The organism is Kitasatospora sp. NPDC101183 (assembly GCF_044767945.1).
Lineage (GTDB): Bacteria > Actinomycetota > Actinomycetes > Streptomycetales > Streptomycetaceae > Kitasatospora.
Genome location: NZ_JBIWOW010000019.1, coordinates 68,835 through 88,875, shown reverse-complemented (window position 1 = coordinate 88,875; position 20,041 = coordinate 68,835). Strand labels below are relative to the sequence as shown.

The following is a 20,041-nucleotide window of genomic DNA, read 5'->3' as shown; positions in this document are numbered from 1 at the left end:
ATGCCCGATCACGAACATCCCACCGCCCCCTCCACCACTACGGCGCTCACCGCCGACGACCTCGCGGAGGGCGTCCACCTGGTCGCCTCGCTGCTGCGCCTGCCGGCAGCCCTGGCCGCCGACTGGAGCCGCCCCGCCGGCGCCCTCCACTGGACCTGCTGGGAGACGGCCGAGCACCTGGCCGACGACCTCTTCGCCTACGCGGCCCAGCTGGGCCCACAAACGCCCCCCGCCACCGCCGACCTCCCGTTCCTCCTCCGCCGGACCGCCCCCGGCAGCCCCGCCAGTGTGATCTTCGCCGACCCGCAGGCCGGCCCGGAGGGCCTGGTCCAGGTACTCGAGGCCTGCGGCGCGCTGCACGTGGCGATGGTGCGCACGGCGTCCCCCGCCGCCCGCGCGTTCCACGGCTTCGGCACGACGGACGCCGCGGGCTCCGCGGCGATGGGCCTGGTGGAACTCCTCGTCCACGCCGAGGACCTGGCGTGCGGCCTCGGTCTCGACTGGACGGCCCCCGCCTCCCTGAGCGCCCGGGTCCTCGCCCGGCTCTTCCCCGACGCCCCGACCGACACCGCCCCCTGGGACACCCTCCTGTGGGCGACGGGCCGGGGCGACCTGCCCGGCCGGGAGCGCCGCACGGAGTGGAGGTGGGACAGCACCCCTCGGCCGTGAACAGCCGAACCGTACGAACGCCCTAGCCGAGCGCGAGCATCGCCTCCGCGACCTCGCCGACCGCCGCCCCGGGGATCGCGGTGGCCCCCTCCTCGAGCACGAGCAGCCGGGCGCCGGGGATCTCGCGCGCGATGGCCTCGCCGTTGCCGAGGGGGAAGAACCGGTCGTGCCGGCCGTGGACGACGAGGGTGGGGAGCGCGATCTCCGGCAGGCGCTCGCGCCAGCGGGGCGTGCAGTCGAGGCGGGAGAACACCGTCCGCAGCTGGTTGGCCGACTGCACGGACGGCGCGGTCCCGGGCGTACGGTCCCAGATGCGCGCCGCCAGGGCGCGCGCGGCGGCGGGGTCGTCGCCGAGGGCCTGCGCACCGGCGGCGGCGAACTCCGCGACGGCCTCCAGGTCGGCCCAGTCGGGCATCGGGCGGGCGAACAGGCGGCCCATCGTGGCCTGGTCGTGCCCCGGGAGGTCGTCGTCGGGCGGGCCCGGGGCGACCGGCCGGGTGCCGACCAGGGTGAGCGCGGAGAACGAGCCCGGGTGGTCGAGCGCGGCCACCTGGGCGACCATCCCGCCGACCCCGATCCCCGCCAGGTGCGCGGGGCCCCCACCGAGCGCCCCGACGAGCGCCGCAGCGTCGGCGGCGAGGTCGCGCAGGGTGTAGCCGGGCGCCTCCGGGTCCACGGTGGTCGACGCCCCGCTGTCCCGCAGGTCGTACCGCACCACGCGGCGCCCGCCGGCGGCGAGGCGTTCGCAGAGCGCGTCGGGCCAGGAGAGCATCGTCGTCCCGCCCACGAGCAGCACGAGCGGGGCGCGGGCGTCGCCGAAGGACTCGACGCCGAGCGCGATCCCGTCGAGGTTGACGGTGCTCAGGGTGACGGTGCTCATCGGATCACCGCAGAAATGTCGTAGGTCATACAAGGGCAGACTCGAACCGCCGCCCGAACTCATCGCCGCGCCCGACGCGGGAAGTCGGCCGGGCCGACGTCCCGGGCGTGCGCGATGTCGGCGCGGGAGGCGGAGGGGCGGAGCAGCGGGTGTGAGAATCGGCGGGGTCGGGGCGCTGGTGACGGGAGGAGTGAGGGTGATGGGTGGCGGCGAGGCGTTGGGGCGGGTCGAGGAGACGGCGTTGTGGACGCTGTGGCACCGGGTGGTGGAGGCGCGGCGCGGGGACGGGGTGCTGCGTGACCCGAAGGCCGTGGAACTGGTCGGGCGGATCGACTTCCCCTTCGAGGAGCGGTTCGGGAGCACCGCCTGGGTGAGCCAGCTCCAGGCCCTGCGCGCCGCCTGCTTCGACCGCGAGGTCGCGGACTTCCTGCGCCGCCACCCGGGCGGGACGGTGGTCGGCCTCGGCGACGGGCTGGAGACGCAGGCGTGGCGGGTGGACAACGGCCGGGCGCGCTGGCTCTCGGTGGACCTGCCGGAGACGGCTGAGCTGCGGGAGCGGCTGCTGCCGCCGGACGGGCGCCACCGGGTGCTCGCCTGCTCGGCGACCGACCACCGGTGGATGGACGAGGTCGACCCCGGCCGGGGTGTGCTGATCAGCGCGCAGGGCCTGCTGATGTACCTGCGGCCGACCGAGGTGCGCGAGCTGATCGCCGCCTGCGCGCGGCGCTTCCCGGGCGGGGCGATGGTGCTGGACGCCGTGCCGCGCTGGTTCAGCGCGCGGGCGAGCGAGGGCAAGCTGCGGGACCGGTACTACGAGGCGCCGCCGATGCCCTTCGGCATGGACGCGGACGAGCGCGGCAAGCTCGCCACCGCGGACCCGGCCGTCACCGGGGTGCGCGAGGTGTACCCGGAGGGCGGGCGCGGCGCGGTGCGCGCCCTGCTGCCGCTGGCGCGCCGGGTCAAGCAGAGGCCGTCCGTGGTCGCACTGCGTTTTGCCGAATCTTGAAGAAACCCGCCCCCGCCTGGAACCATGGCCTCGCACCGCACGTCGAAAACCACGGGTGATCGGCCAGGGGGACGGGCCTGCCCGGCGCGTTAGGCTGCCTGTCGGGGGAGCGGCCTGGGTGCCGTCATCGGAGAACAACCGTCGGGACCGCGACGGCGCCGCTGCGCGCCGTTCGACGGTCCCGTCCTGCCACGGAGGGACCTGCCTTGCACATCGACACCTGGATCGAGAGCGTTCCACCAACTGCGGTGTACGCCCTGGTCGGGCTGATCATCGGGATCGAGTCGTTGGGCATCCCGCTGCCCGGCGAGATCGCGCTGGTCACGGCGTCGCTGATGGCGGTCAAGGGCGTGGTGAGCCCGTGGGGCGTCGCGGGCGTCGCGATCGCGGGTGCCATCATCGGCGACTCGATCGGCTACTCGATCGGCCGCAAGGGCGGGAAGCCGCTGTTCGAGAAGCTGGGGAGGAAGTTCCCCAAGCACTTCGGGCCCTCGCACCTGGCCACGGCCGAGCGGTCGTTCCAGAAGTGGGGCATGTGGGCGGTCTTCTTCGGCCGGTTCATCGCGCTGCTGCGCATCTTCGCGGGGCCGCTCGCCGGTGCGCTGAAGATGCCGTACTGGAAGTTCCTGATCGCCAACGTGCTGGGCGGCATCGTCTGGGCCGGCGGCACGACGCTGCTGGTCTACAAGGTGGGCAAGAGCATCGAGCCGTGGCTGTCGCGCTTCTCCTGGGCTGGCCTGGCCGCGGCCGTCGTGATCGGCGTCGCCTCGGCGTGGATCATGAAGCGCCGGGCGGCGAAGACGCACGCGAAGATCGAGGCCGAGGAAGCCGCGGCGAAGGCGACCGCCGCCGCCGAGTGACCGTACGGAGCTGACGTCACGGACGTGACCGTACGGAAGCGACCGTACGGCGGTGACGGAACGTGGTCATCGGGCCCGGGTAGCATCGGCGGGTACGCTCGCCGATCTTGACCACTGGAGGGCCCGATGACGCACCCGCCGGAGAAGTCCCCGCAGACCGTCTGGAACGCGGTGGACGCGTACTTCTCCGAGCAACTGGTCGGCCACGACCCGGTGTTGGACGCGGCGACCGCCGACGCCGACGCGGCCGGGCTACCGCCGATCGCGGTCGCGCCCAACCAGGGCAAGCTGCTGCACCTGCTGGCGCTGACGCAGGGGGCGCGGCGCGTCCTGGAGGTCGGCACGCTCGCCGGGTACAGCGCGATCTGGCTGGCCCGGGCGCTGCCCGATGACGGGGAACTGCTCACCCTGGAACTGGACCCGAAGCACGCCGAGGTCGCCCGGGGCAACCTGGTGCGCGCCGGGCTGGAGAAGGTGGTGGAGGTCCGGGTCGGCCGCGCCGCCGACTCGCTGGCCGCGCTGGTGGAGGAGGGCGTGGAGCCCTTCGACCTGGTGTTCATCGACGCGGACAAGCCGAGCAACCCCGAGTACTTCCGCCGGGCGCTGGAGCTGACCCGGCCGGGCTCGCTGATCATCGTCGACAACGTGGTGCGCGGCGGCCGGGTGGCCGATGCGGGGAGCACCGACCCCGCGGTGGTCGGCACCCGCGCGCTGCACGCGCTCATCGCGGCCGAGCCGAGGGTCAGCGCGACCTCGGTGCAGACGGTCGGCAGCAAGGGCTACGACGGGTTCACACTCGCCCGAGTCGTGAGCTGACAACCCGCACCATCAGGAGGAGACGACGTGCGCATCGGACTGCTGGGAACCGGCCCCTGGGCGCAGCGGGTGCACGCACCCGTGCTGGCCGGGCACGAGGGGCTGGAGTTCGCCGGGGTCTGGGGCCGCCGCCCGGAGGCCGCCGAGGCCCTGGGGGCGGCGCACGGCGTGCCCGGCTTCGCGGACCTCGACGCGCTGCTCGCCGAGGTGGACGCCGTCTCCGTCGCCCTGCCGCCGTCCGTGCAGCCCGGCCTCGCGGTGAGGGCCGCCGAGGCCGGCTGCCACCTGCTGCTGGACAAGCCGGTGGCGCTGACGGTGCCGGACGCCCGGGCCGTCGCGGAGGCCGTACGGCGCTACGGCGTCGCCTCCGTCGTGTTCTTCACCGTCCGCTTCGGCGGCGACCAGATCCCGTGGATCGAGCGGCAGGCGGAGCTGGGCGGCTGGTTCACCGGGCGCTCGGACTGGCTGGGCTCGGTGTTCGCCCCCGGCAGCGGCAGCCCGTACGCGGACTCGCCGTGGCGGGTGGAGAAGGGCGCGCTGTGGGACGTCGGGCCGCACGCGCTGTCGATGCTGCTGCCGGTGCTCGGCGACGCGACGCGGGTGACGGCGGTGCCGGGACCGCTGGACACCGTCCACCTGGTGCTGCGGCACGCGGGCGGCGCGTCCAGCACGCTGGCGCTGAGCCTGACGGCGCCGGTGGCGGGCGGCGGTACCGGCACGGAGCTGCGGGGCGAGCACGGCGTGGCCACCCTCCCGGCACGCGGCGAGGGCCCGGTCGCCGCCCTGCACCGGGCACTGGACGCCCTCACCGCCTCGGCGGCGAGCGGCCAACCCCACGCCTGCGACGCGGAGTTCGGGCTTCGGGTGGTCGAGATCCTGGCCGCGGCGGAGAAGTCGATCGCCTCGGGTACGGCCGTGGAGGTCTGAGCCGTCGAATTTCGGCGGCGGCGGTGACACGCCCCCGGCCCGTGCGGTATCCCCGTAGGAGCGCGCGCTACGGGGACGCGCCGGAGGCATGGGGGGAAGCCATGGTCGCACTGCGGCTGGGGGTGGCGGGGGCTGTCCTGCTCCTGTCGGGCTATTGGTGGGGCTCCACGGAGGTGGAGGCGAGGGGCGGGGCCTGTGGGTCGGTGTGGTCCCACGAGCCGGTCCGCATCGAGGAGTTGACGGACGACAGCGGTGTGCACTACCTCGACAGGCCCGAGGGGTGCGGCCCGGCGCGCGAGCACCGGAGGAATGCCGTGGCGCTGGTGATGATCCCGGGCGCCGTGGCGCTGATGGTCGGAGGCGCCGAGGGGCTCTCCAAGCCGTCCCGGCGCCCCGTCGGCGGTCAGTACCCGCCGCGCCCGCGGACCGTCCAGGCCCCGCCGAGGCCCCCGCTGTCGCCGGGCAACGCCCCCTTCGACCCGGGGGTCCCTCCGTCAGGCCCTAACCCGGAAGTCTGATCGCCTGGACCGGGCAGGCGAGGGCGGCCTCCCGGACGGCGGGGTCGTGCGGGTCGGGGGTGGTGCCGGGGAGGAGGCGGACGAGGCCGTCCTCGTCCTGGGTGAAGACCTCGGGGGCGTTGCGGGTGCACTGGGCGGCGCCGATGCAGAGGTCGGGGGAGAGTTCGACGGGCATGCGGGCGGCCCCTACCAGGTGACGGGCAGGGAGGAGACGCTGCCCTGGAGGACGTACGGGGGGTTGGCGCGGACCTGGTCGGCGGGGACGGCCAGGCGCAGGCCGGGGGCGCGGGGCAGGAGGGCGGCGAGGGCGGTCTCGACGACGGCGCGGGCGAGGTTCTGGCCCACGCACTGGTGGACGCCGTAGCCGAAGGCGACGTGGCGCCCGGCGCGGCGGGTCAGGTCGAGCGTGTCCGGGTCGGCCCAGGCGGACGGGTCGCGGTTCATCAGCATGGTGGAGATCAGCACGCCCTCGCCCGCGTGGACGGTGCGCCCGGCGACCTCCACGTCCGCGAGGGCGACCCGGGGGAGGACGTCGGCGACGGAGGTGTAGCGGGTCAGCTCGTCGACGGCGCCCGGGAGGAGGTCCGGGCGCTCGTGCAGGAGGGCGAGCTGCTCGGGGTGGCGCAGGAGGGCGAGGACGGCGGCGGCGACGGTGCTGGAGGTGGTGTCGTCGCCGCCGGTGAGCAGGACGGCGCACAGCACGGCGAGCTGGTGGACGTCCATCTCCGTGTCGGCGTCGAGGAGTTCGGCGATCAGGCCGGGCGGGTGGTCGGCCCGGCCGAGGACCTCGCGCAGGCGCTCCAGCACCTCGGCGAAGTTCTGCGGGGCGGCGGCGGACTCGGCCTCGTCGGCCGGGCAGAGCACCCGGCGGGTGCGCTCGGCGATGTAACGGCCGTCCTCCGGGGTGACACCGAGCAGGGCGAAGCCGGCGGCGCAGGCGAGGGGGAGGGTGTAGTCGGTGACGAGGTCGGCGCGGCGGTCGGGGGCGGCGAGCACGGCGTCGAGGAGGCGCTCGGCGGTGCGCTCGATCTCCGCGCGCATCGCGGCGATCCGGCGGACGCCGTAGCCGGGGATCACCAGGCGTCGCTGGCGGGCGTGTTCGGGGTCGTCGACGCCGCTCAGCGGCGGGCTGAAACCGTTCTCGGACTGGGTGGCGAGCTGGGGGGAGAGGGTGGGGAAGCCGGGGTGGCACACGTCGACGGAGAGGCGGGCGTCGAGCAGCAGGGCCCGGCCCTCCTCGCTGCCGGAGACCAGCCAGGCGGTGCGGCCGTCGTGCAGGGTGACGCGGGACAACGGGCCTGCGTCGCGCAGGAGTTCGTACCCCTCGGGCATCCGGTACGGGCAGCCGCGGGGGATCGGGAACGCGGGGGCGTCGGCGGGTGTCACGGGTTCCTCACCTTCCGCCGGACGGGAGGTCGGGCGCGGCCGGGCCTGGTGTGGCGTCCCATGATGCCAGATTCTTCGTGGAAGAACGACGACCGGAGGACGGGCAAGGCCCGCTTGACCGAGGAAAATTGACGGACGATCAGATCATCGTGAAGGGTGGTCCTCCGCGTTCGGACGGCGGTCGGTCGGCCGCGCCGGCGGGATGACCGGCGCGCGGAAGTCGCGCGGGCCCGACCACAGTGCGGGGACGGAGTCGCTGCGCCGCGCCAGCTCGTACGCGAGGCTCTCGTAGTTGACGCGCCAGCCGTTGAAGTGCCGCCAGCCGTCCTCGACCGGCCGCTCCCGGGGGAACCCGGCCGCGGTGACCATCGCGACGGCGCCCAGGTACTCGGCGTAGGTGAGGCGGATCGGGGCCTCCGGGTCCGGGTCGGCGTCGAAGTCGATGCGCAGCGCGCGGGCGATGTCGCGCATCGCGGTGAAGCCCGCGCGGATCACCAGCCGGGCCTCCGGCGGGGCCGAGCGCGGGCACAGGGCCAGGTGCAGGGCGGCGGCGTCCATCACGGCGATCAGGCCGACCACCCAGCTGCGGTTCGCCTGCGGGGAGCGGAAGGCGAGCAGCACCGGGTAGTTGGAGTGGCTCTCGCCGATGTCGGCGGCCAGGCGCTCCCAGTCGCGGTAGAGCTGGGGCAGGGCCGTCTCGGTGTCGACGAGGGACTGGCGGGCCAGCAGCTCGGGGCCCCAGGCGGGCTCGCCGGCCCGGGACTGCAGGAGGGTCACCTCGGTCTCGCGGCGCTGGTAGGCCGCGTAGATGGTCGGTAGGTAGGCGATCTGCAGGGCGATCACCAGCGGGCCGCTGGCGGCGGCCATGAAGTCGATCGCGGACAGCTGCAGCCGCTCGCCGCTGGCGTACCCGAGGGTGAACAGGCTGGAGCCCGCCTCGCGGATCGCCACCGACCAGGTCAGCTCCGAGGTGCCGTGCAGCAGCAGGGTGTACGCGAGCAGCATGCCGCTGAGCCACACCGCGAGCATGCCCGTGAGGACGAGCGGCGCCAGCCAGGTCAGCGCGCGGTCCTGCGCCCGGTAGGTGCCGAAGGGCGTCGCCCACAGCCGCAGCAGCGTGCGCAGCGCCGACCAGAGGCGGTAGACCAGCGCCGAGTAGAGCCCGCGCGGGACGACCAGGGTGCGCAGGATGCTGCCGACGACCAGCAGGAGCAGCAGCACGCCGAGCAGGGTGTGGATCATCCTCATGCGGCCATTGTGGCGGTCGGGCACGGGTGGTGCGGTCCGGGGCACGGCCGGAGTGCCAGGGTTCGCGGGCCGGTATGGCCATGATCACATCGGATCGCTTGCGACGCGTGGGGCTCGTTCGTACGTCTATCAGTCGAGGGGGACTGTCGGCCGAGGGCCACGAACGGATCGGAGACCGGGGACGGTGCGTGCGCGCGGGGAGAGCAAGGGCACGGCGGAGGAGAAGGGGAACGAGAAGGAGAAGGGGAACGAGAAGGAGAAGGGGAACGAGAAGGGGAAGGAGAAGGACGGGGAGCGGAAGAGGCGGCGGCTGCGGATCGACTACCCGCGCGCCGGGCGGCGGGGCCTGCGCCGCTGGCTGCCGTCCTGGCGCCAGTTGCTCCTGGCTGCCGCCGGCGCAGCGGGGGTGCTCGCCGGCTGGCTGGCCTGGTTCTACGCGACGACGGCCGTCCCGGCCGACCTCAACGCCTTCGCCACCCAGCAGAACAACGTCTACTTCTGGGCCGACGGCACCGAGATGGCCCGGGTCGGCGAGACCAACCGCCAGGAGGTGCCGCTGGACCAGGTGCCCGAGCCGGTGCGCTGGGCGGTGCTGGCCGCCGAGAACGAGTCCTTCTACTCCGACCCGGGGATATCCGTCCAGGGCATGGGCCGCGCCGTCTACGAGATGGCCACCGGCGGGGACACCCAGGGCGGCTCGACCATCACCCAGCAGTACGTGAAGAACATCTACCTGAACCAGCGCCAGGACTTCTCCCGCAAGCTCAGCGAGATGGTCATCGCGATCAAGCTGGACCACCGGATGAGCAAGGGGGACATCCTCGCCGGCTACCTCAACACCAGCTGGTTCGGCCGCGGCAGCTACGGCATCGAGCGCGCCGCCTCCGCGTACTACGGCAAGGACGTCTCGCAGCTCGACCCGAGCCAAGGAGCCTTCCTGGCCGCCCTGTTGAAGGGCGCGGGGCAGTACGACCCGGCGCTCGGAGCGGAGAACCGCAAGCGGGCCGAGGAGCGCTGGTCCTGGATCCTGGACCGGATGGTCACGATCGGCCGGCTCTCGCCCGAGGAGCGCGCCCGCTACACCGTCTTCCCCGAGCCCAAGCCGCAGCAGAAGGCGGCCGGGATGAGCGGCCAGATCGGGTACCTGGTCGACACCGCCCGCGCGTACGTGGAGAGCCACAGCGACATCACCCCCGCCCAGTTCGACCTCGGCGGCCACCAGATCCGCACCACCTTCGAGAAGCCGAGGGTCGAGGCCCTGGCCGCCGCCGTGCGCGAGGCCACCAAGGGGCTGGACCCGGAGCACCGGGAGGCCGACAAGCTGGTCAAGGTCGGCGCCGCCTCGGTGGCGATGGACGGGCGGATCGCGGCGCTCTACGGCGGCGCCGACTACCTCAAACAGGGCTACAACGACGCCAACACCTCGACGGTGCCCGTCGGTTCGGCCTTCACCCCGGTCGTGTACGCGGCCGGGCTCACCCAGGGCGTGCTGCGCAGGCGCGGCGAGCCCCGCGCGCCCGTCCAGCCGACGACCACGTACGACGGCGACAACGGGGTGAACGTCATGACGCCCGAGGGCCCGTACTGGGGGCGGGACGGGAAGGTCGTCAAGACGGCCAACGAGGGCCTGCGCAGCTGGGGCCCGGTGTCGCTGCGCGGGGCGGTGGAGCAGTCCGTCAACGGGCCGATGATGCAGCTCGGCATGGACGTCGGCCTCGACCGGGTGCAGCAGACCGCCGCCGACCTCGGCCTCCTGCCCGTCAGCATGGGCGAGTTGACGCCCGCCTTCGGCACCGGCAACTCCACGCCCAGCGCGATCCGGACGGCCGGCGCGTACACCGCCTTCGCCTCGGGCGGCACCCGGACGGAGCCGTACTCGGTGCTCTCCGTCAGCCGCAACGGCGCCGCCCTCCCGCTGCGACTGCCCGCCCCCGTCAAGGCGCTGGACCCGGGCGCCGCGCGCGAGGTGGACACGGCGCTCAGGGGAGCGGTGCGCGAGGGCAGCGCGCACACCGCGGCCGAGGCGGGGGCGGACGTGGCGGGCAAGACCGGCACGACGGCGGACCGTACGGCGGGGTGGTACGTCGGTTACGACGGACGGGCGGCGACGGCGGTGACGCTGTTCCGGGCGGACCTGCGGGACATGAAGCTGCTCTCCCTGGAGGGCCTCGGCGGGGCCGCGCCGGACGTGCCGGACTCGGCGGTGCCGATGCGGATCTGGACGGACTACGCGAAGGCGGTGCGCTGACACCACGTGGCCCGGGCGCGCTACTTGACCAGCCGTGTTTCTTGACCAGCCGTGTTACTTGACGAGCCGCGCCCAGTCCGCCGGCTGGCCCGGGTCGAGGCGGCGCAGCTGGTCGAGGACCTTCGGGTCCTGCGCGTCCAGCCAGTCGGCGACCTGCCGGAAGGAGACGCAGCGCACGCCCTCGCGCTGGCAGACGCTCGTCATCACGTCCTCGACCGCCTGCATGTAGATGCCGCCGTTCCACGTCTCGAAGTGGTTGCCGATGAACAGCGGGGCGCGGCTGCCGTTGTAGACGCGCTCGAAGCCGGCCAGGTAGCTGGCGGTGGCCTCCTTCTCCCAGGCGTCGTAGCGCTTCGGGTCCCCCTTGGTGCTGTCCCCGGACTGGCCGGCGAGGAAGTTGAAGTCCATGGACAGGCCCTGGGTGGACCGGGCGGGGAAGGGGAGCATCTGGAGCGGGAAGTTCCAGACGCCCTCCTTCTTCACCGGCCAGACCTGGAACTCGCCCGGGGAGCTGGCGTCGTAGCGGAAGTGGGCGGCCTTCTCGGCCTGGAGGAGGTTCTTCTGCCCCTCCAGGCAGGGCGCCCGGCCGCCGACCAGCTCCTTGGCGTAGTCGAAGGGGAGCGGGGGCAGGTCGGTGAAGCCGGTGTTGGTCTTCCAGTGGGTGACGAAGGAGGAGGCCTGGTCGAGCTCGCTCTTCCACTCGTCGACGCTCCAGTCCTTGCCGCCCTTGGCGCCGCAGAAGTGGCCGTTGAAGTGGGTGCCGATCTCGTTGCCGTCCAGCCAGGCGAGGCGCAGCTGCTCCAGGGTCTCCTTGATGTGGCCGTCGGTGGCGAAGTCGATGGAGGCGGCGCCCGGGTCGTGCTGCGGGGGGTGGTAGAGGGTCTTCTTCGAGCGGGGGAGGGTGTAGATGCCGGTCAGGAAGAAGGTCATCTGCGCGTTGGTCCGCACGCCGAGTTCGCGGAAGCGGGAGAAGAGGTGGTCGTCGCCCTCCAGGGCGCCGTCCCAGGAGAAGACGACGAACTGCGGGGGCTTTTCGCCGGGTTTGAGCTTCTCGGGCACGGGCTGCTTGGGCTGGGGGCCGGTGTCGGAGGTGGAGCCGTCGCCGAGGATCCTGACCTGGCCGTCCCAGGTGGGGGTCGGGGTGGGGACGGGGCTCGGCTCCGGGGCCGCGGTGGCGGTGGGTTCCGGGGCGGTGGCTCCTGTGGCGGCGGCGACCGGTCTGCCCTGCGAGCCGGTGTCCCCCGTGGCGAGGGCGAAGGTCGCCGTGACCCCCACCGCCAGCAGGACGACCGAGCCGCGAACAGGGCGCACCGTTCCTCCGTCTCTCCGGCCGCCCCGTCTGCGGCGGCTGGACGTGGGTTCTTAAGTGCGTTCATAAGATCATCGGTATACGCGACTGTCGAGTGTGATCAACACCATCCAACAAGCGTGCAACGCAATGGGACTGACGATGCGTTAGATCTGACCCCGGCCTCCCTGTCAGCCGATGCCGCCCAGCAGCATCGCCGCCGACAGCAGCAGCGCCCCGCCCCCGCCGACCGCCCCCGCGACCGCGCAGGAGCGCCGCTGCTCCACCAGCCGCAGGTGCAGCCGCGCGGCCAGGGCGAAGCAGACCCCGCCGAGCACGAACCACGGCCCCCACAGGAAGGTGTACCAGCGGCTCACCGGCACCAGCTCCGGCGCCAGGTGCAGCACGCCCGCCAGCACCAGCAGCCCCTGCAGCACGAACAGCGCGCCGTGCCAGACCAGCAGCACCCCCGCACCCCAGCCCGCGAGTTGCAGCAGGTGGTCCGTCCGCCGGCCCCGGCGGCGCAGCAGGGCGATCCCCAGCACGGTGCCCACGAGCTTGAGCGCCCCCGTCACCCAGAGCACCACGAGGAACCACGTCACCCGGTCCTCCGCCAGCTTCACCAGCGCGGGCGCGACCTGGCTGGAGGCGCCGCCCGTGCCGCCCAGGGCCCAGTAGAAGCTCGGCACCGCGAAGACGGCCCCCCACGCCGCCGCCGCACACCCGGGCCACCTGCTCGTTCCACGTACAGCCGTCACGCCGACCAGCATGCGGGAGGCGGAGCCGACCGGCCGTCCTCCCGGGGGCCGACCGGCTCCCCCGGGCGGGGGAGGGCGTGGCCGCCGCTCGAACGGACGACCGGATGACCGCTACCCTGGCCCGCATGACCGAGATCCTGATCAACCGCTACCACCAGGCCGTACAGCCGCTGTTGGAGCCCGGGGAGCGCCTGCTGGACATCGCGACGGTGACCCCGGTCGCCGGATCGAGCGGCGTCGGGCACGGCGCCGGAGCGGGCATCGGCAACCGGCTGGCGCGGATCGGGGCGGTCTCGGGAGGCCAGGGCAGCATCGCGAGCGGCTTCCCCGGCTCGGACGGCCTGCCCACGCGCAGGCTCCTGGTGGTCACCGACCGGCGCACGGCCGTCGTGGTCGTCCCGGTCGACATCCGCAACCCCGGCCGACTCGTCTGGCAGGCCTCCCGCGACGCCGTCCAACGGGTGGAGCGCCGCCCCCGGACCCAGATGATGGCGCGCTTCCGGCTCCACTTCGCCGACGGTTCGGCCGTCGCCCTGATGACCATGCGCCGACGCACCGTCGAGGCCCTCGCCGACCAGCTCGGACGGTGACGCCTCCGGCGGAACACCCGCCCCGCCCGGGACGGTTGGCGTAGACATGGAATCAGCCACCGGACGCCTACGCCACCCCGCCGACCTGGACCTCCGCCGCCTCCGGCTCCTCACCGAGCTGGAGCGGCACGGCACCGTCAGCGCCGTCGCCGCCGCCCTGCACCTCACCCCGTCCGCCGTCTCGCAGCAACTCGCCGCCCTCGCCAAGGACCTGGGCGTCCGGCTCACCGAACCGGCCGGGCGGCGGCTGCGCCTCACCCCCGAGGCCCGGCTCGTCCTGCGGCACACCGCGCGGGTCTTCGGCGCGATCGACGCCCTGTACGAGGACCTCGCCGCGCAGCGCGACGGCGAGGCCGGACAGGTCTCGGTCGCCGGGTTCGCCACCACCCTGGCGCCGCTCGTCCTGCCCGCCGCCGGCCTGCTCAAGCACAGCCACCCCCGGCTGCGCACCGCACTCGCCGAGGTCGACCCGCCCGACAGCTTCGAGCGGCTCTCGCGCGGCGAGGCGGACGTCGCCATCGCCGTCGAGGCCCCCGACGCCCCCGAGCACGACCCGCGCTTCGACAAGGTGCCGCTGATGCGGGAGGTCTTCGACGTCGCCCTCCCCACCGGGCACCGCCTCGTCGACGAGCCGGCGCTCGGCCTGCCCGACCTGGCCGAGGAGGCCTGGATCTTCGCCACCGTCGGCATGTGCCGGGAGATCCCCCTCGCCGCCTGCGCCGCCGCCGGGTTCACCCCGCAGGCCACCCACACCATCGGGGACTGGGAGGCGACCTTCGCCGCCGTCCGCGCGGGCCTGGGCATCAGCCTGGTGCCGCGCCTGGCCCGCCCGGTGGGCAGGGACGGCGTGGTGGTGCGCCCGTTCGCCGCCGAGGCGCCCAGCCGGCGCGTCTTCGCGGCCGTACGGCCCGGGGAGCGGGGCGTGCCGCAGATCGCCGCCGTGCTCGACGCGCTGCGCGAGACCGCCGTGGGGGAGGAGGCGCGGACGGCACGGGCGGCGCAGTCGGTGGCCGCTCATTCGTAAGCGCCGACTACAAGGTCATCGGTAGCAGGGCGCGATGGACGCGCCGGGGGCGTGCGGGCGAGGCTGTGAGCAGAGCCCGCGACCACGCCCCCGCGGAGCCCTCCCGTACGGACGACACCGGGAGCAGCCGACGGCTGCCGCCCCGCGATCCGCCGTGCCTCCGTACCCGCGTACCCGGGGCGTGCGCCTCACCGTGAAGGATCGTCACCGCCGTGTCCACGTCCGCTCTGCTCCGCCTCAGCGTCCTCAGCCTCGTCTGGGGCTCGGTCTTCCTCTGGATCAAGCTCGCCGGTGACGGCTTCTCACCGATCGAGATGGTCCTCGCCCGCCTCGTCCTCGGCGCCGCCGTCGTCCTCGCCATCGGCTTCGCCAAGCGCCAGCGGCTGCCGAAGGGCCTCGCCACCTGGGGCCACCTCGGTGTGGCCGCCCTGCTCGGCAACACCCTGCCCTGGCTGCTCTTCGCCTACGGGGAGCGCGACGGCTCCAGCAGCATCGCCGGCATCCTCAGCGGCACCGCGCCGGTGTGGACGATGACCGCCGCCGTCCTCCTCGGCTCCGAGAAGCGCCTCGGCCTCGGCCGGCTCGGCGGCATCGCCCTCGGGGTGCTCGGCGTCGTCCTGGTCTCCGCCCCCTGGAGCCACGACGCCCACGTCACCGCCTCCAGCCTGGTCAGCTGCGTCCTCGGCGCCGTCAGCTTCGGCTCCAGCTTCGCCTACGTGGGCCGGTTCCTGGCGCCGCGCGGGATCCCGGTGTTCATGCTCGCGGGCGGGCAGTTGGGCACCGCCGCCGTGCTGAGCGCGCTCGCCGCGCCGTTCCTCGGCCTGCCCGCCGTGCACGCCTCCGCGAAGGCGACGGTCGCGCTGATCGTCCTGGGCGTGGTGTGCACCGGGTTCGCCGTGCTGCTCAACACCGTCATCATCACCAAGGACGGGCCGGCCGCCTCGGCCACCGTCGTCTACCTGATGACCGTCGTCTCCGTGGTCCTCGGCGGGGTCGTGCTCGACGAGCCGCTGGGGTGGACGGTCATCGCGGGGACGGCGGCGGTGCTGGGCGCGACGGTGCTGCTGCGCCGCAGGCCGGCTCCGGTTCCGGCCGCGGCCGCGCCCCTGTCGGAGCCGGCCGCCGCCGCGCCCCTGTCGGAGCCGGTGGGCGCGCGGTAGGGAGCGCCGCTGCAAATCGCGCACGAACTCTTTCGGGGGAACTCTCGCGCGGACCGTCCATCATCGGGGCGGTTCCGCGTTCTCCAGGCACGAGCACCTCTCCGCTCCTCGACTCTCCTCCCCTCCCTCCCCTTCCGCACGCAACTGGAAGCCGCTGCATGCCGGTTCATCCTCACGGCGGGGCGGCGACCGCAGCCGCCGTCGCCGCCCTCCTCCTGCCGCTCGCCGCCCCGGCCACCGCCCGGGCGGCGGCATCGGCGTACACCCTGCGCAACGTCCACTCCGGGACGTGCCTGAACCACACGGCCGGCACCAGCCAGGTCAGCCTGGAAGCCTGCGTGCCCGGCGCCGGACAGCGCTGGGAACTCTGGCCGGAGGGCACGGCCACCAACGTCTCCGCGTACGACCCGGACGAGGCCTTCCGGGGCTGCGTCACCGTCGGCGACTTCTGGAACGCCCGCTTCAGCCAGTGCCGCACCAGCGAGGCCGCCTGGACCATCGCCCCCGCCCCCGGCGGCCACACCCGCCTCAAGTCCCAGTCCGGCCTCAACAGCAACGACCTCTACCTGACCGAGGCCCAACCCGGCCACGTCGCCGCCCGCCCGGGCGGGGACGGCACATCGGCGGACTGGATCGTGACGGAGGTGCCCTGAGGTGGGCCGTGGCGTTGGCATCTTTCCGAACTTCACTGAGGTCATGGGAACATGACAGAACGTCTGGAACGGCCGATCCCCCGGAAACCCGCTGGACGGCGGGGCCGCGAGCCGATGGGACGGGGATCGGGAGGTGGATCGTGGCAGCAGCGGATGACGTCGAGGACGTCCGCCCCGCGATCGACGCCGGCCTCGCCCGGGGCCTGGTCGACGCGCAGTTCCCGCAGTGGGCCGGGCTCCCGATGGAACCGGTCGACGAGGCGGGATCGGACCACGTGATCTTCCGGCTGGGCGAGGACCTGTCCGTCCGGATGCCCCGCCACGCGGGGGCGATCGGGCAGGCGCGGAAGGAGTCCGCATGGCTGCCCCGGCTCGCGCCGCACCTGCCGTTGGCCGTGCCCGTTCCGGTGGAGGTGGGCCGGCCCGGCCTCGGGTACCCGTGGTCGTGGGCGGTGTCGCGGTGGCTGGACGGGGAGACGGCGACGGTGGAGGGGCCGGCGGATTCGTCGTCGGCCCTCCCGATGGCCGGGTTCCTGGCCGCGTTGCAGGGGATCGCGGTCGAGGACGCCGGGGGAGAGCTCGGAGACCTCGCCGGATCACCGCTGGCGGAGCGGGACGCCGACACCCGGGCCGCCATCGCCGCGCTGGAAGGGGTCTTCGACGCCGCCGCGGCGACCGAGGTCTGGGAAGCGGCGCTCAACGCCCCCGAGTGGGGGCGCCCGCCGGTCTGGTTCCACGGCGACCTCCACACCGGCAACCTGCTGACCGTCGACGGGCGCCTCGCCGCCGTCATCGACTTCGGCGACCTCGGCGTCGGGGACCCGGCCCGCGACCTCACCATCGCCTTCACCCTGATGTCCGCGCGCAGCCGGGAGGTCTTCCGTACGGCCCTGGGCGTCGACGACGCCACCTGGGCGCGCGGGCGCGGCTGGGCGCTGGCCACCGGGCTGAACGCCCACACCCACTACGCCGCCGTGAACCCCCGGGTCGCGGCGCAGACCACCCGGCAGATCACCGAGGCGCTGGCCGGCTGACGGGCTCGGTGAGCGCTTCGGTGAGGCGGGTCCGTTCGGCCCAGGCGGCGATCGGGGGGCCGGCGACGCCCAGGCCCGCGAAGAACAGCCCGAGCAGCAGCCAGCCCGGCTGCCCCAGTGCCAGGACCGCCCCGGTGAGGACGAGGGGGGCGAGTGCCTGGCCCGCCTCGAAGCCGATCCCGAGGAAGCCCTGGTACTGCCCCTGCGCGTGGGCGGGCGCCAGCCCGAACCCGAGGGCGTACCCGCCGGAGGACTCCCACACCTCCCCGACGCTGTGCACGCACACCGCGAGGACGGCGAGCACCGGCGCCACCCACATGGGAACGTCCGCCGTCAGCGCCATCAGCGGGCAGCTGACCATGAACAGCAGCCCGGCGATCCGGATCGCGCGCCCGCCCTGCCGCGTCGACTCCACCGTCGAGCCGATCCTGCTCTGGAGCAGCACGCAGACGCCGCTGTTCACCGCGTACACCGCCGACACCGTCCAGCGCGGCGCGTCGGTGTGGGCGGTGAGCCAGAACGGCAGGAGGAGCGAGACGGTCTGGTACTGCAACCCCATCGCGCTGTAGAGCGCCACGAACGACACGTACGGCCGGTCGGCCAGCACCGTCCACTGCCGGTGCCCCTCGGGGCGCGGCAACGGCGGGTGCTTCGGGACGGCGAGCAGCACGAGCAGCGCGGCGACGGCGAAGCTCGCGGCGTCGGCCAGGATCAGCACGGTGTACGCGGGCCGGGTGTTGACCTGCACCGCGACCGCCGCGCCCAGCGTCCCCACGACCACGCCGAGGTTGCCGAACGTCCGCAGCCTCGCCCGGAACGCCGCCGGACGCTCCCCGGCGACCCGGGCCACCAGCGCCCCGCCGGCGGCGTTGGCCGCCGTACCGGCGAGGCGGTCCAGGGTGGCGACGAGGGTGAACGCGAGCCAGTCGTCGATGAGGACGAAGGCCGACATGGTGGCGGCCTGGAGGCAGAGGCCGATCACCCATACCGGCCGCGCGCCGAACCGGTCGGCCAGGTTCCCGGCCGGGATGCCGGCCGCCAGGCCGCACAGGCCGGCGATCGTCAGGCCGGCGCCGACCTGGGCGGCGGGGAGGTGGACGACAAGGGTGAAGTAGAGGATGGAGGCGGTGTTGAAGAGCCCGTTGCCCACCCGGTTGACGAAGTTGGCGGCGATCAGCGCGCGTTGGCCGCCGCCGCTGGTCGTCCTGTCCGAACTGCGCTGCCCTGCCCCCCGTTTGACCATGGCATGCAGACTAACAGGACGCCTACGATCCGTCGGTTACTCGCCGGTGCTCCCGTCGAGGATCTCGCGGAGCAGGTCCGCGTGCCCGTTGTGGCGGGCGTACTCCTCGATCATGTGCGTCAGGATGTAGCGCAGGGAGAACGTCTCCTCCCGCCACGAGATCGGGGCGTCCAGCGACTCGATCCCGTCGACGATCTCGCGCGACCGCGCGCAGGCCGCCTCCCAGATCCTGAACGCCTCGTCGACGTCGGCCCCTTCGACGTCGAACTCGGCGAACTCCCCGTCCGCCCGCCGCGGCCAGAACGCCGGAACGTCCTCCCCGTTCACCACGTTCCGGAACCAGCTCCGCTCCACCTCCGCCGCGTGCCGGACCAGCCCCAGAAGCGACAGCCCCGAGGGCGGCACGGCCCGCGCCCGGAGCTGCTCCGGGGAAAGGGCCGAGCACTTCCAGGCGAGCGTCCGGCGCTGGTAGTCGAGGAAGGCGACGAGCGACGCGCGGTCGCCGGCGAGGTGCGGGGGCTCGGTTCTGATGTCATCGTTCATCGGGTCATCATGGCGACCGAACTGCGGCGCGGGCGAACCGTTTTCGCCGGGCGTCACGCTGCGGGGCCGGCCAACGTTCCGATGGGGAGAGGCGGGCAGCGTTCCTCTTCCAGGGTCAGATCCAGCAGGTCTTCGGGCGGCACGGCCCCGTCGCGGAGCGCGTCGACGTACGCCCGCGCCTGTGCGAGGCTCAACTTCGGTGCCTGCTTGCGGAGATGGTGCATGGCGGCCACGGGCCCGGCGGACTCGACGAGCACGCGGACGGCGGTGAGGAGCGGGTCGGGCGGCCTGATGCCCTTGATCTGGTGGAGGTAGAGCCGCTCCCAGCTCTCATCCATGTAGGTCGTGGTGGGGATGTGGTGAATGCTCCCGTCCCCCCCGTCCACCAGGAACGGGCCGCTGCCGATGAGGGCGTCGCGGACGTTCCGGGTGCGCTTGAACTCCGCGGTGTTCCACGTGACGATCCAGCCGAACTCGTGCTTGGACACGTGGATGATCGCCAGTTCGTAGCGCTGAAGGCTCGGCCACTTCAACTTCTCCTCGGCCAACAGGGATTCGACGAGTTCCACGGCGCGTTCACGGGAGATCACGCCTTCCATCCTTCGCCACGGGTCAACCGGGTTTCCCGCACGCCGCTACGCTCTCCGCATGTCCGGACCGACGCTGGTGATCGAGTTGGCGGCGCTGTTGACCGCCGCGATCATGGACGTCGTCGGAGGCGTCGCCAAGGCCGAACTGCTCGACGGCCAGGAGGCGGTGGTCGCCGGCCTCCCGGGCGTGCTGGCCGTCACGGAGGAGTGGCCGGTCGCCCTGGGCACGGTGGACTTCCTCCGGGCGTGGGTACGCCGACCCGGGTTCCAGTTGCTCAAATAGGGCCTGTCGGTTGGCTGGTCTACTGTGCCCGGCCATGGGCTACGACGTGCACATCACCCGGCGTGAGAACTGGTGGGACGACGACGGGGACGGCCGGGACATCACCGAGGCGGAGTGGGACGCGCTGGTCGCCGCCGAGCCCGGCCTCGCGATGGCTCCGATGTGGTGGAACTCCGGGCGGATCGTGTCCAAGAACCCGAGCGATGCGGTGATCGCGAGGATGCGCGAGGTGGCGGCGATCCTGGGGGCACGGCTCCAGGGCGACGACGGTGAGTACTACGACGCCTGACCGGCGGTGCCTGCGAACCCGGGGCTCC

Annotated in this window: 23 protein-coding genes; 14 read left to right on the top strand and 9 right to left on the bottom strand. The window is 73.6% G+C overall.

The window, feature by feature from the left end; genetic code table 11:
* Positions 1 to 669 (top strand): hypothetical protein, encoded by a 669-nt coding sequence (locus ACIRRS_RS26100; RefSeq protein WP_402975361.1) that lies wholly within the window; start codon positions 1 to 3, stop codon positions 667 to 669.
* A gap of 22 nt (positions 670 to 691) precedes the next feature.
* Here ACIRRS_RS26100 and ACIRRS_RS26095 read toward each other — a convergent pair whose 3' ends face one another.
* A complete protein-coding gene (locus tag ACIRRS_RS26095; protein ID WP_402975358.1) occupies positions 692 to 1,549 on the bottom strand; it encodes an alpha/beta fold hydrolase in 858 nt (285 codons plus the stop codon).
* A 199-nt stretch (positions 1,550 to 1,748) separates the two neighbouring features.
* Between ACIRRS_RS26095 and ACIRRS_RS26090 the strand changes: the two genes are divergently transcribed.
* From ACIRRS_RS26090 to ACIRRS_RS26070, 5 genes are all read left to right on the top strand, one after another.
* The gene (locus ACIRRS_RS26090; RefSeq protein ID WP_402975355.1) at positions 1,749 to 2,555 is read left to right on the top strand and encodes a class I SAM-dependent methyltransferase; all 807 of its coding nucleotides are present in this window, start codon (positions 1,749 to 1,751) and stop codon (positions 2,553 to 2,555) included.
* 206 nt (positions 2,556 to 2,761) lie between these two features.
* A complete protein-coding gene (locus ACIRRS_RS26085) occupies positions 2,762 to 3,415 on the top strand; it encodes a DedA family protein (RefSeq protein ID WP_402975353.1) in 654 nt (217 codons plus the stop codon).
* A gap of 126 nt (positions 3,416 to 3,541) precedes the next feature.
* Positions 3,542 to 4,231: an O-methyltransferase gene (locus ACIRRS_RS26080; RefSeq protein ID WP_402975350.1), complete on the top strand. Its 690-nt coding sequence runs from the start codon at positions 3,542 to 3,544 to the stop codon at positions 4,229 to 4,231.
* Positions 4,232 to 4,258: 27 nt separating this feature from the next.
* The gene (locus ACIRRS_RS26075) at positions 4,259 to 5,158 is read left to right on the top strand and encodes a Gfo/Idh/MocA family protein (protein WP_402975347.1); all 900 of its coding nucleotides are present in this window, start codon (positions 4,259 to 4,261) and stop codon (positions 5,156 to 5,158) included.
* A gap of 101 nt (positions 5,159 to 5,259) precedes the next feature.
* Positions 5,260 to 5,676 (top strand): hypothetical protein, encoded by a 417-nt coding sequence (locus ACIRRS_RS26070; protein WP_402975344.1) that lies wholly within the window; start codon positions 5,260 to 5,262, stop codon positions 5,674 to 5,676.
* Here the strand turns inward: ACIRRS_RS26070 and ACIRRS_RS26065 are convergent.
* From ACIRRS_RS26065 to ACIRRS_RS26055, 3 genes are all read right to left on the bottom strand, one after another.
* Positions 5,660 to 5,851, bottom strand: a complete 192-nt coding sequence (locus ACIRRS_RS26065; RefSeq protein ID WP_402975341.1) for a ferredoxin — start codon at positions 5,849 to 5,851, stop codon at positions 5,660 to 5,662. The genes ACIRRS_RS26070 and ACIRRS_RS26065 overlap by 17 nt on opposite strands.
* A gap of 11 nt (positions 5,852 to 5,862) precedes the next feature.
* Entirely contained in the window at positions 5,863 to 7,062 is a 1,200-nt protein-coding gene (locus ACIRRS_RS26060) for a cytochrome P450 (protein WP_402975338.1), read from the bottom strand.
* Between the two features lie 144 nt (positions 7,063 to 7,206).
* Positions 7,207 to 8,310 carry a hypothetical protein gene (locus ACIRRS_RS26055; RefSeq protein ID WP_402975335.1) on the bottom strand — a complete coding sequence of 368 codons (1,104 nt, stop codon included), beginning with the start codon at positions 8,308 to 8,310 and terminating at the stop codon, positions 7,207 to 7,209.
* Positions 8,311 to 8,494: 184 nt separating this feature from the next.
* Between ACIRRS_RS26055 and ACIRRS_RS26050 the strand changes: the two genes are divergently transcribed.
* Entirely contained in the window at positions 8,495 to 10,558 is a 2,064-nt protein-coding gene (locus ACIRRS_RS26050; protein WP_402975332.1) for a transglycosylase domain-containing protein, read from the top strand.
* 54 nt (positions 10,559 to 10,612) lie between these two features.
* On the opposite strand, the gene ACIRRS_RS26045 is transcribed toward ACIRRS_RS26050, so the two are convergent.
* Both ACIRRS_RS26045 and ACIRRS_RS26040 read right to left on the bottom strand, forming a co-directional pair.
* A complete protein-coding gene (locus tag ACIRRS_RS26045; RefSeq protein WP_402975329.1) occupies positions 10,613 to 11,869 on the bottom strand; it encodes a hypothetical protein in 1,257 nt (418 codons plus the stop codon).
* Between the two features lie 168 nt (positions 11,870 to 12,037).
* A complete protein-coding gene (locus ACIRRS_RS26040; RefSeq protein WP_402975326.1) occupies positions 12,038 to 12,604 on the bottom strand; it encodes a DUF3995 domain-containing protein in 567 nt (188 codons plus the stop codon).
* A 125-nt stretch (positions 12,605 to 12,729) separates the two neighbouring features.
* Here ACIRRS_RS26040 and ACIRRS_RS26035 point away from each other — a divergent pair, with 125 nt between their 5' ends.
* From ACIRRS_RS26035 to ACIRRS_RS26015, 5 genes are all read left to right on the top strand, one after another.
* Positions 12,730 to 13,194 carry a hypothetical protein gene (locus ACIRRS_RS26035; protein ID WP_402975323.1) on the top strand — a complete coding sequence of 155 codons (465 nt, stop codon included), beginning with the start codon at positions 12,730 to 12,732 and terminating at the stop codon, positions 13,192 to 13,194.
* Between the two features lie 46 nt (positions 13,195 to 13,240).
* Positions 13,241 to 14,218 carry a LysR family transcriptional regulator gene (locus ACIRRS_RS26030; protein WP_402975320.1) on the top strand — a complete coding sequence of 326 codons (978 nt, stop codon included), beginning with the start codon at positions 13,241 to 13,243 and terminating at the stop codon, positions 14,216 to 14,218.
* Positions 14,219 to 14,430: 212 nt separating this feature from the next.
* Complete coding sequence (locus tag ACIRRS_RS26025; protein WP_402975317.1) at positions 14,431 to 15,378, top strand: DMT family transporter; 948 nt, start codon at positions 14,431 to 14,433, stop codon at positions 15,376 to 15,378.
* Positions 15,379 to 15,536: 158 nt separating this feature from the next.
* Complete coding sequence (locus ACIRRS_RS26020) at positions 15,537 to 16,031, top strand: hypothetical protein (protein ID WP_402975315.1); 495 nt, start codon at positions 15,537 to 15,539, stop codon at positions 16,029 to 16,031.
* A 137-nt stretch (positions 16,032 to 16,168) separates the two neighbouring features.
* Positions 16,169 to 17,065, top strand: coding sequence for an aminoglycoside phosphotransferase family protein (locus tag ACIRRS_RS26015; protein ID WP_402975541.1), 897 nt, complete (start codon positions 16,169 to 16,171; stop codon positions 17,063 to 17,065).
* Here the strand turns inward: ACIRRS_RS26015 and ACIRRS_RS26010 are convergent.
* Genes ACIRRS_RS26010 through ACIRRS_RS26000 form a run of 3 tightly spaced genes read right to left on the bottom strand, consistent with a single transcriptional unit; the run spans position 17,043 to position 19,441 of the window.
* Positions 17,043 to 18,308 carry an MFS transporter gene (locus ACIRRS_RS26010; protein WP_402975312.1) on the bottom strand — a complete coding sequence of 422 codons (1,266 nt, stop codon included), beginning with the start codon at positions 18,306 to 18,308 and terminating at the stop codon, positions 17,043 to 17,045. The two genes, ACIRRS_RS26015 and ACIRRS_RS26010, sit on opposite strands and share 23 nt — an antisense overlap.
* A gap of 36 nt (positions 18,309 to 18,344) precedes the next feature.
* A complete protein-coding gene (locus tag ACIRRS_RS26005) occupies positions 18,345 to 18,851 on the bottom strand; it encodes a DinB family protein (RefSeq protein ID WP_402975310.1) in 507 nt (168 codons plus the stop codon).
* A gap of 53 nt (positions 18,852 to 18,904) precedes the next feature.
* The gene (locus ACIRRS_RS26000) at positions 18,905 to 19,441 is read right to left on the bottom strand and encodes a YrhB domain-containing protein (RefSeq protein WP_402975307.1); all 537 of its coding nucleotides are present in this window, start codon (positions 19,439 to 19,441) and stop codon (positions 18,905 to 18,907) included.
* 58 nt (positions 19,442 to 19,499) lie between these two features.
* Between ACIRRS_RS26000 and ACIRRS_RS25995 the strand changes: the two genes are divergently transcribed.
* Both ACIRRS_RS25995 and ACIRRS_RS25990 read left to right on the top strand, forming a co-directional pair.
* Entirely contained in the window at positions 19,500 to 19,724 is a 225-nt protein-coding gene (locus ACIRRS_RS25995; RefSeq protein ID WP_402975304.1) for a DUF6368 family protein, read from the top strand.
* Positions 19,725 to 19,758: 34 nt separating this feature from the next.
* On the top strand, positions 19,759 to 20,013 hold the full coding sequence (locus ACIRRS_RS25990) for a hypothetical protein (RefSeq protein ID WP_402975301.1): 255 nt from the start codon (positions 19,759 to 19,761) through the stop codon (positions 20,011 to 20,013).
* Positions 20,014 to 20,041: the final 28 nt, after the last annotated feature.

Bases quoted from the DNA above. Each gene is read 5' to 3' on its own strand.
- ACIRRS_RS26100 (WP_402975361.1), top strand. From the start codon at position 1: ATGCCCGATCACGAACATCCCACCGCCCCCTCCACCACTACGGCGCTC.
- ACIRRS_RS26095 (WP_402975358.1), bottom strand. From the start codon at position 1,549: ATGAGCACCGTCACCCTGAGCACCGTCAACCTCGACGGGATCGCGCTC.
- ACIRRS_RS26090 (WP_402975355.1), top strand. From the start codon at position 1,749: ATGGGTGGCGGCGAGGCGTTGGGGCGGGTCGAGGAGACGGCGTTGTGG.
- ACIRRS_RS26080 (WP_402975350.1), top strand. From the start codon at position 3,542: ATGACGCACCCGCCGGAGAAGTCCCCGCAGACCGTCTGGAACGCGGTG.
- ACIRRS_RS26070 (WP_402975344.1), top strand. From the start codon at position 5,260: ATGGTCGCACTGCGGCTGGGGGTGGCGGGGGCTGTCCTGCTCCTGTCG.
- ACIRRS_RS26065 (WP_402975341.1), bottom strand. From the start codon at position 5,851: ATGCCCGTCGAACTCTCCCCCGACCTCTGCATCGGCGCCGCCCAGTGC.
- ACIRRS_RS26055 (WP_402975335.1), bottom strand. From the start codon at position 8,310: ATGAGGATGATCCACACCCTGCTCGGCGTGCTGCTGCTCCTGCTGGTC.
- ACIRRS_RS26035 (WP_402975323.1), top strand. From the start codon at position 12,730: ATGACCGAGATCCTGATCAACCGCTACCACCAGGCCGTACAGCCGCTG.
- ACIRRS_RS26030 (WP_402975320.1), top strand. From the start codon at position 13,241: ATGGAATCAGCCACCGGACGCCTACGCCACCCCGCCGACCTGGACCTC.
- ACIRRS_RS26020 (WP_402975315.1), top strand. From the start codon at position 15,537: ATGCCGGTTCATCCTCACGGCGGGGCGGCGACCGCAGCCGCCGTCGCC.
- ACIRRS_RS26010 (WP_402975312.1), bottom strand. From the start codon at position 18,308: ATGGTCAAACGGGGGGCAGGGCAGCGCAGTTCGGACAGGACGACCAGC.
- ACIRRS_RS26005 (WP_402975310.1), bottom strand. From the start codon at position 18,851: ATGAACGATGACATCAGAACCGAGCCCCCGCACCTCGCCGGCGACCGC.
- ACIRRS_RS25995 (WP_402975304.1), top strand. From the start codon at position 19,500: ATGTCCGGACCGACGCTGGTGATCGAGTTGGCGGCGCTGTTGACCGCC.
- ACIRRS_RS25990 (WP_402975301.1), top strand. From the start codon at position 19,759: ATGGGCTACGACGTGCACATCACCCGGCGTGAGAACTGGTGGGACGAC.